Here is an 11,815-nt window from a genome sequence, read left to right as displayed (position 1 = left end):
GAGAAACTGGCCGTGGCGTGCCGCCGGGCCGGTCTCACCGCCCGGTTCGACACCCTCACCGCGGAGAAGGCCTCGATGATCGCGCACGCGGTCGACGTCCACGGCATCGACGCGCTCGTGCGCGCGGCACTCGAACGCCATCGACCACAAGATCCCGCCCGCTCGGCGGCAGCGTGGATCCCGACCTGGCAGGAACTGCGTCCGCCGCGGCCGAAACTTCCACCCACCTGCGGCAACTGCGACGAGTACGGCTGGCGGCCTGACGACGAACTCGGCAGAGCAGTTCGCTGCCCGTGCCGCCGCATCGGATTCGAGTGGCCGGAAGCACCCATCGGGGTGCCGAGCGCTCGCAGGCGGGCTGATCCTCGCGCTGCCCACGACCGCACTCACCGGACGCTGTATGCGAGTAGTGCATGACTCGGACGGGTGCTTATTCGTCGTGGGCGGTCCGATGGATCCGCCGACGCGTCGCAACGACAACTCGGGCATGCGGTTCGTCCGCGAGCCTCACCGCCAGGGTTCTCTCGGCAAGTCCCGGTGGCAGCGCGGCGGAGAACTTCAGTCCGGCCACGGCGCTCTGCGCGACGTGCGGGAGGGTCCAACGAGGATCGGCCAGGGCCGCACTCACATCGGCCGGCGCGATGTTCGGAAGGAGACGCAACGACTTCTCGTCGACCCGCTGACGGGGATCGACCAGCGCCGGAAGCGATGCTTGTAGAGTGCGGTTGGCGGCGGTGCCGGCCCAGGTCCACCACCGTCCCGAGCCTTCCGACGGCATCGTGAGCACGGAGGCATCCGGATCGACGCTGTCGGCGTAGCCCTGCCGTAGTTCCGTAAGCACCGTATCCGCGCGTCGGGTCAGGGTAACTCCTGCAGGTACGGCGCCGAGCAGCGCTGCGCGCATGCCCTGTGTGATGTCGTAGGACACCCCGCCGCCTGTACCGGACCACTTGGCCTTCCCGCCGCCATCCACGGGTTCCACGAAACACCGGCGCCGTTGCCAATCGATATGAGTCACCATCCACGAGCGACCACCGAGCAACAGTACGCGGGGGCCATCGACCTCTTCGACCAGCAGATCGGTGCCCACGGTGCCGACTTCATTGCGTCCGGCCAGCACGGCGAATTCGGGCGGGGCGCTGAAGACGGCCGTCAGGTCGGAGAAGTATCGCCGTCCGAATCGGCGCTCGGCCTCGGGTCCGATGTGCAGGAAGCTCCCGTCGCGCTCGAAGAAGCCCTGCGCGCAGAGGAACGCCATGATCTCGTCGGCGTGCTCGTCGAAGATGGGCAGAGAACCCCACCACTGCCGCCAACTCTTCTCCCCGAGTCGGTGTTCCTGCAGGCACAGCGCCAGCATCTGCTGCGCAGCAATATGCCGCGGGGACGGGGGTGCGACAATCGGCTCCACCCATCCGCGCGACCAGCATTCGAGCATGCCCAGGGTGAGCAGTACCTGTTCGTCGTCGACGCCGAGAAACAGACAGTTGCGGGTGGTGCCGGGGCGGCGGCCGGTGCGGCCGAGACGCTGGAGGAACGATGCGACGGTGCGTGGCGAACCGATCTGGATGACGCGGTCGAGGTCGCCGACGTCGATTCCGAGTTCGAGGGTGGATGTCGCGACGATCACCGTATCCCGCGCCTCGGCGAATGCCACTTCGGATTGGCGCCGCTCGGCAGCCGAAAGCGACGAGTGCGACAAGAAGGTGGTCACTCCCCGTTCGCGCAGAGCCGCACCGAGTTCTTCGGCGCGGCGTCGCGAGTCGACGAACACCAAGCGTTTCTCGCCCTGGTGCAGGGCAGCGATGACTTTGGCGGCGTTGTCGATCGAGCCGACGTAGTCGACGGTGATCTCGGGTGGCGTCGACACAGAGGGAACCGCGGGGTCGACAACTCGACAAGGACGTCCCGGAGTCCCACCCTGCAACCACCGCAGTAGCTCGTCGGGATTGCCCACCGTCGCCGACAGCCCGATCCGTTGCAGGGGACGGCCGGCGATACGCGCGAGCCGTTCCAGTACAGCAAGGAGGTGCCAGCCCCGGTCGTCGCCGGCGAACGCGTGGACCTCGTCGACGACGACGGCACGCAACCCCGCGAACAGCACCCGAGGGTCGACTTTGGTGGACACAAGCATCGCTTCGAGCGATTCGGGAGTGGTGAGCAGGATGTCGGGGCGGTCCCGCAGGATCCGCTGCCGCGCGGACTGGCCGACGTCGCCGTGCCACACGGCGGCGGTGCGGCCGAGCCACTGGGCGTAAGTGTGCATGCGTGGTTGGAGGTTGTTGAGCAGTGCCCGCAGCGGGCACACGTAGAGCACCGACGTGCCCTGCCAATCGTGCTCGGCCATCGCCGAGAGCAGAGGGAAAGCCGCCGCCTCGGTCTTGCCTCCCGCGGTCGGGGCGAGGACGAGGGCGTCCTCGCCCGCGAGGATCGGTTCGACGGCGACGGCTTGAGTGGGGCGAAGGCCGTCCCAACGCAGTGTGTTGACGAGGTGGTACTGCACGCCGGGATGGAGGAGGGTGAATGCGCTGTCGGTCATGAATCGAATCGCTCGATCACATGCGGGTTCGGGGACACTCGTCGATCATTCGCGTCAGGACTGTCAACAGCAACTTCACTCCCGCGTGGCGCTAGCGCATACGCTAGCATTGAGAGGTGTCGAAAGCAGAGAAGCTTCGATCGAGGATCGCCCAAAATCCCCGGAACGTCCGCTACGAGGATCTGCATCGGTTGTGTGTGGAAGTCTTCGGGCCACCTCGCCACGATGGGGGTAGTCACGCCGTGTTTCGAACACCGTGGCCGGGCGATCCACGCGTGAACATCCAGCGCGGCAAGAACGGGGAGGCCAAGCCGTACCAGGTCAAACAGGTGTTGGCAGCGATCGAGAAGATGGAAGAGGAGTCATGAGCCGACCGGACGCACGTCACTACAGCTACCGAGTTCAGTGGTCGCCGGACGACGACGAGTACGTGGCCACCGTGCTGGAGTTCCCGGGATTGTCGTGGCTCGAAAGCGATCAGAGCGAAGCATTGGCCGGCCTTGTCCGTCTCGTCGAGAGTGTGATCGGCGATATGATCACCAACGGCGAAACCGTGCCGCAACCCTTCGCCGAACGTTCCTACAGCGGTACGATCTACGTTCGCACCTCCCCCGAGCTGCATCGACGTCTCGCAATCGAAGCTGCAGAACGTCACGTCTCTCTTAACCAGCTAGCCGTCCAGCGATTGGCGAACGCATAGCCCGTCGCACCCAGACACCCACTCGTTCATCGGCCCGTCGTCCGCAGCCGCAAGTAGATCCGCGACGGCGATCGCCGCGCACCTGCCGCCACACCGTGACCGGACGTTTCAACCGAATGCTCCGACCAGGGCAGCACGGAGTTCGTCTCGAGCGCCGGGCCGGTTGATTCCCGGAGGGGACGGCGATGGGCCGAAGACCACGTGCGCACCAGGCACTACATCATCGAACGAATGCTTCTTCCACCCGTCCCCAACTTTGCTGCCCAGCACCAGAACGGTTTGCGGGCAATGGATCAGTTCGGTGAAGGACCGGAAGTACTTCTTCCCTTTCGCCAGCTCGGCGTCGTCGGGATTGAACTTGCGGATCTCGAACGGGCAGATATTCCACGCAACACACCGACGCCTCTCGATCCCGAGTTCGCGGAACATCTCGAACAGTGTCGCGGCCACTTCGTCGTCGTTGTCGAGCGAGATCAACCGACCCGCTCCTCGTCTCGGATCTGCGTCGGCTTGGGGTGCCTTGAGCAACAGAATGACGTCCGCGTCGACACCGCCGTAGGTCGGATCGAGGTACGGAAGGCGGTCGAGGCTTTCTTCCCGGTTGCTGATGCGCCAGATCAGCCGGTTCAGTTCCAGAACCGATGGTGCCTTCTTCGCCTGTTCGAGCCGCGCCAGGCGGAGTGTGTCGTCACTCAACGCGCGCGGGCTGCTCGGAATCTCGAGGCAGCTCACAGGTCCAGCTCCACATCGTCCGCCGACACGACCTCCCGCTCGGCCTCTGACAACTCGGATGCCCCGATCTTGATCTCGTAATCGGTGTACGGGTCGAAGTCCGGGTGCAACTCGATCACGTCGAGGACGTCGACGAGTTTGCGCAGAAACAACCTCGGCGCGATCCCGACGCGACCGCCGAGACTGCCGGCGACCGCACCGGCGAAGCGGCGGAGGAACTCGTCGTCTGCGGTCGCCCGCACACGTTCGGCGGAGTCGATTCCGCTACAGAACAGATCCCGCACCCGTCCACCGAGCTCGACGAGCCGATCCAGGTCGAAGCCGGTCAGCCTGAGTTGCGGGGCGCGCGGGTTGTCGAAGCGCGGGTCGCGGGAGAAGTCGGTGTGCAGGCGGTCGGCGAGCGGCGGCAGCAACTGGATGCCCTGCCGACCCTCGAAGAACGCCGGTGTGCCGGTGATCAGCAGATACAGGCCCGGGAAATGCCCGTCGTGGATCTCGTCGATCAACTGGCGCAGCGCGTTGAGTGCTTTGGCGCGGGCGTCGGAGCGCACCCGCTGCAACGTCTCGACCTCGTCGAGCACCAGCAGCAGACCGGCGTTGCCGGCGTCGGCAAGTACCGCGAGTAGTCCGCGTAGGAAGCCGAGTGCCAGGAAATGATCGAGGTCGCCCTTGATGCCGGCGCGGCGCTTGACCGACGCCGCGACGTGCGGTTGGCCGCCGAGCCACGCGACCAGCCCGTCGGCACCGTCGTTGTCCCCCTCGGCCACCATCTGCCGGTAGGCACGAATTGCCATGGGAAACACTGGTGCGCGCGCGGCGACCTCGGCGAGGCGACGTTCGAGCAGGTCGTCGACGCCCACACCCTGCTCCGTCGCGTCGTCCTCGATGGTGAACAGCCACGCGTCGAGGATCGGACGCAGCGCGGACGGCGGGATCGACGCGGTGCGCAGCGATTCGATACTGCGCCGGTACACGGTTTCGAGTTTGTGCAGCGGCGTGTCGATCTCGTTGATCTGTACCTCGGCGACGGCGAAACCGCGTTTGGTGGCGCGGTCGGCGAGCCAGCGGGCGAAGAACGTCTTGCCGGAGCCGTAGTCGCCGCGCACCGCCTTGAACATCGCTCCCCCACCGGCCACCACCCCGAGCTCGGCGTCGAGTTCGGCCTCGAACCGGCCCAGTCCGACGGCGAGCTGGTCGAGGCCGTTCGCGGGGACGGTGCCGCGGCGCAGCGCGTCGAGGATTTCTCGTCGCCGACGTGGCGACACCGCCGCGGTCACGACCCGATCCCGAACTGTTCGCGCAGCGCCGCCTCGTCGAGGCCGACGACGCCGCTGTCGAGCAGCAGCACCTCGTAGCCTTCGACGTCGAGCACCCGCTTGACCTGCAACAACGCCCCACCGACGCGGCTCGGAGCCAATCCCAGGAGGGCCGCGGCGTGGGCGGTGGTCACCTCCCGCGCGGGGGCCGCGAGCAGCGCGGTCAGCAACGCGCGAATCTGGTCTTCGCGCACCACGATCCGGCCCGCCAGACGGACTTGGTCGGCGAAGACCGTGGTGGCGAGCACCCGCTCGGCCACGTCCGTCCCGGCGGCGAGGACGGCGGGTTCGTCGCTGTCGAACAGGGTGGGCGCCGCCTGCTTCACAGCCGGCGCGGGGCTCACCTCGGGGGTATCGAGCCGGACGGGGCTGTGCCACCAGTGCGGTTCGACCGGGTCGAGCGCGGTGAGCGTGTCCGGTCGCTCGCCGGTGTGCAGGGCGAGCACGGGCACCACGGCTTCGGCGGGGCCGGCCCCGCCGTGGTAGCCGGCATTGATGGGGCCGTAGCGGATGGTGTCGTCCACGGCGAGCACCACGGCAGAACTGTCGGTGAGCACCCGCGGCCCCCGCACCAGGATCTCGCCGTCTTCCACGCGGTCGAGGTCGCCGTGCGCGCGCTGCCCGTACACCGTGACGCGGTCGCGTTTGACGGAGGTGCGACGCTCGATGATGTGCCCGTGGTCGGAGGTGATGATCACGGCCCGACCGGCCCGCTGCGCGGCGTGCAGCAGCGCACGCAGGTGGGTGATGGTGTCGATGCCCCAGTCGGTTCCGCCCGGGTCGGTGTGGTGAAGAGTGTCGTCGACGAAGTTCAGCACCGCGGCCACGAGTGGACGGCCGGCGGTGTCGGCGATGGCGTTGGCGACGTCAGTGGCCAGGTCCGCACCGGCGGGCACGGTGTCGAGTGCCTTCTTGTGGAAGATCGGGTCGATACGCCCGGGGGCCGCCTCCAACTTCGCATCACGCAGCAGCTTTAGGAAGCCGGTGCGTTCGGCCGCGTCGTTTCCTTCCCGCAGCTCACCGGCTAGCAGCGAGCAGCGGCTGCGTTGGGTGAGGGTGGGCAGGACCGCGAGCGCACCCGTCCGACGGGAGGATCCGAGCACACCCGCCTCCGTCCAACCTGCTTCCGCAGCGGCCGCAGCAAGTTCCGTTGCGGCCGCGACGGACAGCGCGTCGACCACGATCAGCAGCGTGGGCGCCGATTTGGCCAGGGGCAGCACCACGGCCGGCAGCAACTGTTCGACGAGTGCCCCGGTGGGGTGCGGCGTGTCGGCGAGGGCGGTGGCGAACCGGCGGTCGTGACCGCGACGGCGCGCGGTGACCAGGGCGATGACCCGGGTGATCGCCTCGGCCAGACGCCGATGATCCGAACCTCGATGCGCCGTCACGAGGGCGGCATCGACCCAGCCGTCGACGTCGACGTACCGGTGGGTCAACGTGTCGAGCCCACCTGCGGTGGGGGTGTCCACGGCGAGCCACCGCAGCAATCGCACGGCCGCTTCGGCAGCTCGACAGGACGTGGAGATGCGCGCCGACAGGTGCTGCAAGACCCTCTGCCACGCTAGTTCGACGCTGTCGATGCCGCCCTGCTTCGGGCCGTACGAGGCGTCGCCGGGCAGGGCAACCTCGATCGCCCTCGCGAGCTCGTCGAGGCGCGCGGTGAGTCCCTGGGGAAGCAGTTCGGACCGCTCGGCGAGATGTTCGATGCTCAGCTCGCGCACGTGTGCAGCTGCGGATTCGAGGACCGCCCGCCGTTCCCGTTCGATCAGGGTGCCGACGACGAGCCCGGAGGTGTCGTCGTGCCAGGCTTCGAGGTCCTCGATGTCGAGGCGACGGAGTCCGTACTCGCCGAGGAACAGTCCCCGCTCGAGGGTGCTGGTGGGGTCGGTGACCAGCCCGGCGAGAAGTCCGAGTGGCACCAGCTCGGTGATCCGCTGGGATTGCAGCAGCGCTGCCACGGGCTTGCCGAGTCTTCCCGCTCGTTCGGCAAGCCACTCCGCGACGGCCTTCATCACCTCGGGGCCACCGTCTACGCGGAGGCGGGCGAGGTTGTCGGTCACGTCGGAACGACGGCTCCATTCGAGGATCGCCAGGGTGTCGATCTCGATGGCGGAATCGTCGGTGATCGCGAGAACACCGCGCGCGAGGGTGGACATCACGTGCGTGCGGGTGAGCACACCACCCGGCGCGGGGGTGATCGCGGCCGTGGGGATCGCCGCGAGCAATCCGAGCGCCAATGCCCGGTCGTTGGGTACGCGGTAGAGGGCGGGTTCGATGGTGGTGGCGGCGAACGTCGAGCGCAGCGCGTCCCACGGGTCGGGGCTGAGGAGCCGGCCGTCGATGAGGTGGGCGAGCACCCCGTCACCGAGATCCTTGTCGTCGACGGGGGTGAGGATGACGAGCCACTGATCGTCGGCGCGGGATTCGAGGGCTTCCCACACGGCGAGGGTGGATGGGCACGGCACGACAGTCACCGGGGTTCCGTCGTGGTGGAAGGTGCCGCCGTCCCACGCAGGCGCGGCACGTAGCCCGAGAACACCGCCCTTGTAACGCTTCTCGACGGCCTTCGCGAGCTTGGCGGTGATGATCGGACGGGTGGCGGTGAGGGTGTTCACTCCACCCACCACTTCACGTGCAGACGCTTGCCGTGCTTCTTGTGGGCGGCGCGCAGTCGTCTGGTGACGGACTCGATATCGACGATGTCGTCGAGGGTCACCTCGTCGGGGTCCGTGACGACCTCGCCGCCGGAAGTGTCGTCGTCTTCGTCGTCAGCGTCGTCATCGGGATCGTCGTCGACGCGTTCGCTCACCACCCACTCGACCACGCGGGTCTCGGTGCGGTTGAGTTCGTCGGCCAGGGAGACGCCGGGGATGGTGATCAGCTCCTCGAGCTTCTTCACGATCACCCGCGCAGATTCTCCGCGCTCACCGCCGGTTTCGGCACCGGCAAGCAATGCTCCGATCAGTCTCCACTGGAAGCCCCGCAGCGCTGCGGCGTCGTGGGCGGCTTCGGTCCGCATCCGCCCCGCGGATTCCGCGGAACCCGGCACCGGTGTGGTGGCGAGCAGGTCGATCAGCGCAACGTTGCCGGCGGTGGAGGCGAGAGTTTCGAGGTAGTCGACGAGCGCGCGGGCGACGCTGATGCGGTCGGTGTCGGCGACGTCCAGCTTCAGGGCGCGGTGGGCGTCGGCGAGCCGGTCGGCGAGCTGACGCAGGTCTGAGGTCTTCTCCCCCGCTCGGGCTCGTACCTGTTGTGCGAAGTCGGCGACGTTCGCGCCGGTGAGGAAGGTACGCGGGATGGTGTAGCCGAGCAGGTAGGTGGCGGTGGTGCGGGCGGCGTCCCATGCTGCCTGCTCGGGTAGTTCCTCGGCGCGCAGTTCGATGCTTTCTCGCATCCGGCCGAGCGGCGGTGCCGGAACGGGCGCGCCCGCCTCGAACCAGGCGCGTTTCCGCAGCAACGCCCATGCAGCGACGATCAGGTCGCGGGCTTCGGGACGCAGACCCCATGCGGGGCTGACGGCGTCGATGCGATGTTGGAGTGCGCCGACGGTGACGCGGTCCGCTTCGGCGGCCGCGCGGTCGAGTTCACCGGCCCAGTAGGCGAAGGTGTCTTCCCCGAACAGGAAGTGGTCTTCGGTGGCCTTGCCCACCTTCAGCGGCGCGGCGATGCGCTGCGCAACCTTGCGTTCGGCGCCGGCGGTAGGTACCCGACCCTGACGATCCGCGACCGCCTCCTCGACGAAACCACGCACGATCTCGTAGTGGCGAGTGGTGACCTCGTCATCCGGGCTCGGGTACTGCGGATGATTCGGGTATTGCGCCCCGAATGCCTGGTCGACGACCTTGTCGAAGGCGTCCCGCAGGTTCAGCGCAGTGGGCAGTTTCGGGCTGAAGTCCTTGCTGAGCGAGACGAGGATCTCGGTGTGGCCGGGGTCGTCGACGAAGTATTTCGGGTCGGGCGCTTCGATACCGTAAGCCTGCTCGAGGAGTCGTTGGAAGGCGTTGAGCGTTCCCCGGTAGAGGTTTTCGAGGATGCCTCGGGCCTGCGCCCGGTCGGCGGGCGACAGGTGATCGGTGTTCTCCTGCCAGCGGTCTCCGGTGCCGCCGAACAGCCAGTCGAGCTTGACGAGCAGCGCGAGGTCTTGTCTGGCTTCGTCGGAGAAGAACTTCGGCAGCCACACGATGGTGTGCCGGTCGCCGCCCGCGAGGAGTCGGTCGATGCGGGCGATGTCGTCGGCCGCGGAGAACTCTCCCTCGTCGAAGGGGTAGTCGACGACGAGCCGCCACGTGCCGGGCCGGTTGTCGAAGTTCTGTTCGGGCACCGACGAGGCGTCGCGGACGTTGCCGAACACCACATCCACTTCGCGGCGGGAACCGCGCCAGATGACGGTGCGGGTGGCACCGCCGGCGAGGTCGTCCTGTTTGGTGTCGACACCGAGCGCCTGGTGGACGAGGGTGCGGATGAGCACCTTGCGCTTGCCGGTGTTGTCTTCGCCGCGGATGCGTTCGAGGACGGAGTTGTAGTCGACGCTGGACAGCTGCACCCGGATGATCGGGTTGGTGCCCTCGGAGACGGTGATCTCGGGGACGTCTTTGGACCATTCGCGCACCACGCCGAGGACGACGCGGGCTTCGCCGCCCTTCATGCGGGTCTTGATGGAGCCGTGGTTGAGCGCGGCGAGCCGGGACGCGGTGATGTCGCGCAGCGCAGGGACCTTCGGGGCGATCGCAGACAGCAGCAGGGTCTTGGCGATACGGTCGTGGGCGCGGAACCCGGCGGGCACCGAATCGGGGTCGGTGTCGAGCTGCTCCTGGGTCACCTGATGGCGGGTGAGCAGCAGCGGCAGCAGCTTGTCGTGGTAGAGGGAGTCGGCCGCCTTGAACAGGGTGGACGCGACACCGTCGATGGGTTCATCGCCGTCGACGATGGGACCGAAGGCGTCGCCGACGGGGATGAGGTCGGCGGTGGTGAGGGTGTCGCGGCGTTCGACGAGCATGCGCTGCATCACCTTCAGCGCGGTGCGGTCGCGTTGCATCACCGAGGCGAGTTCGCGCAGCGTGGCCACCAGCGCCGGGGAGAACGGGTAGGTGAGCCGGAATTCCTGTTCGGAGGCGCCGCGATGCTCCTCGGTGGTGTTCATCGAATCGCGCAGCACGTCCCATACGTCGGGGCTGCGGGTGACGGAGCGGAACGCATCGTCGAGGGTTTGCTTGGCCTCGGCGTTCTTCGGTTGCAGCAGACGGATGTTGGCGACTTCGGCGAGGTTGTCGTTGCCGAGTTCGATGGTGCGGAATCGGCCCTGCTGGTATTGCAGGGCGCGGTCGGTGGCGTCCTGCTCGGCGCCGGAGGCACCCGCGTCGGCGAGCCACTTGCGCAGGTCCATCTGCCGGGAGATGAAGGAGACCAGCGGGATGGGGCGTGGGTTACCGGAACCTTCGACGAGTTTAGTGATCTTCTGCGATTCGCGGCTGAAGATCTCGTTGTTGCGCACGTAGAAGATCAGCCAGAGGATCAGTTCGTCGAGGAACAGCACCACGGCGTCGTAGCCGAGTTCTCTGGCGTGCTCGGAGATGACGCTCAGGCCGCGGTCGAGGTCGACGTATTCGGCTTGCTCGAGGAACGACGTGAAGTAGTTGCGCACCAGTGCGGAGACGAGTTCCTTGCGCTCCTCGCTCTCCGCGGGGGCGACGAGTCCGGCCCGGTACCGCTCGAGGGTCCAACTGTCGGACACCAGTCCGCCCCACGCGTCGTCGCCGTCCGCGCTGTCGCCGCCGAGTCCGGAGAGGAACCGCTCATCACCCATTTTTTCGCGCAGGTGCTCGGCGTCGGCGAGGAGGGTGTCGGACACGTGCAGAGCGGGCAGCGGCGCTTCGGGGTGGAGGCGGCGGATCTGGTCGACGTAGCCGCGGAAGATCGCTTCTTCCATCGACTTGGTGCCGAGGAAGTGGTAGGTGAGGCTGAGGATCTTCTTGCCGGCGATGTTGGCGTCGTAGCGGTCGGTGAGGTCGCGGAATCGTTCGGTGCGCAGGGCCGGGTGATTGCCGAGCAGGGCGTAGAGCACCGCCATGAAGTGCGATTTACCGGAGCCGAACGACCCGGCGAGGTAGGCGCCGCGGGAGGTGTTCTTGGTGATCGCGTCGGAGATGAGAGAGATCGCGGCCGCGAAGTTGTCTTTGAGCGAGTCGGTGAGCACGTAGGAGTCGACGGTGGCGCGGATGTGTGCGTCGTTGTCGGTGCTGTCGGTCAGACGCAGCACGTAGTCGTCGGCGCCGATGCGTTCAGGAATGTCGATGACGTCCCGCAGCAGAATGCTCACGCCTACTCCGCCCCTCCTTCATGGTTCTCGAGACAGCGGCCGTGGTGGAGGTCGCTGTGAAGTTCATCCTGCCAAAGGACGGCGACGTTGGTTGCGTCCATCAGGATGGTGTACGAGCCGGATCGGATCCGATGACCGGCGTGTCGTAACCGGACGAAAGACGGTCACCGCGTGATTCTTCGAGAGAGCTACCAACTCGACTCGACGAAAGAGCA

Annotated in this window: 7 protein-coding genes and 1 pseudogene; 3 read left to right on the top strand and 5 right to left on the bottom strand. The window is 67.2% G+C overall.

Features of this window, described 5'->3' with window-relative positions; genetic code table 11:
- Positions 1-417, top strand: a pseudogene (locus tag AIIKEEIJ_RS06685) (hypothetical protein); the annotation flags it as partial.
- Between the two features lie 13 nt (positions 418-430).
- Here AIIKEEIJ_RS06685 and AIIKEEIJ_RS06680 read toward each other — a convergent pair.
- On the bottom strand, positions 431-2,536 hold the full coding sequence (locus AIIKEEIJ_RS06680) for a DEAD/DEAH box helicase (protein WP_161995255.1): 2,106 nt from the start codon (positions 2,534-2,536) through the stop codon (positions 431-433).
- 116 nt (positions 2,537-2,652) lie between these two features.
- Between AIIKEEIJ_RS06680 and AIIKEEIJ_RS06675 the strand changes: the two genes are divergently transcribed.
- Positions 2,653-2,904 (top strand): toxin HicA, encoded by a 252-nt coding sequence (locus AIIKEEIJ_RS06675; protein WP_037216603.1) that lies wholly within the window; start codon positions 2,653-2,655, stop codon positions 2,902-2,904.
- Positions 2,901-3,236 (top strand): type II toxin-antitoxin system HicB family antitoxin, encoded by a 336-nt coding sequence (locus tag AIIKEEIJ_RS06670; protein ID WP_003934890.1) that lies wholly within the window; start codon positions 2,901-2,903, stop codon positions 3,234-3,236. The genes AIIKEEIJ_RS06675 and AIIKEEIJ_RS06670 overlap by 4 nt, the downstream gene beginning before the upstream one ends.
- A 108-nt stretch (positions 3,237-3,344) precedes the next feature.
- Here AIIKEEIJ_RS06670 and AIIKEEIJ_RS06665 read toward each other — a convergent pair whose 3' ends face one another.
- The 4 genes from AIIKEEIJ_RS06665 to AIIKEEIJ_RS06650 are packed head-to-tail and all read right to left on the bottom strand — an operon-like array spanning position 3,345 to position 11,600.
- On the bottom strand, positions 3,345-3,968 hold the full coding sequence (locus AIIKEEIJ_RS06665) for a hypothetical protein (protein WP_003934891.1): 624 nt from the start codon (positions 3,966-3,968) through the stop codon (positions 3,345-3,347).
- The gene (gene brxD / locus AIIKEEIJ_RS06660) at positions 3,965-5,245 is read right to left on the bottom strand and encodes a BREX system ATP-binding protein BrxD (RefSeq protein ID WP_338020914.1); all 1,281 of its coding nucleotides are present in this window, start codon (positions 5,243-5,245) and stop codon (positions 3,965-3,967) included. Before brxD ends, AIIKEEIJ_RS06665 begins: the two co-directional genes overlap by 4 nt.
- Complete coding sequence (gene pglZ, locus AIIKEEIJ_RS06655; RefSeq protein ID WP_161995254.1) at positions 5,242-7,899, bottom strand: BREX-2 system phosphatase PglZ; 2,658 nt, start codon at positions 7,897-7,899, stop codon at positions 5,242-5,244. The genes brxD and pglZ overlap by 4 nt, the downstream gene beginning before the upstream one ends.
- Positions 7,896-11,600: a DUF6079 family protein gene (locus AIIKEEIJ_RS06650; protein WP_161995253.1), complete on the bottom strand. Its 3,705-nt coding sequence runs from the start codon at positions 11,598-11,600 to the stop codon at positions 7,896-7,898. Before AIIKEEIJ_RS06650 ends, pglZ begins: the two co-directional genes overlap by 4 nt.
- Positions 11,601-11,815 lie beyond the last annotated feature (215 nt).

The organism is Rhodococcus sp. YH1 (genome assembly GCF_009939605.1).
GTDB classification, from domain to species: Bacteria; Actinomycetota; Actinomycetes; order Mycobacteriales; family Mycobacteriaceae; genus Rhodococcus; species Rhodococcus aetherivorans.
The sequence above is the reverse complement of the archived record's forward strand: the minus strand, read 5'-3'. Positions and strand labels throughout refer to the sequence as shown.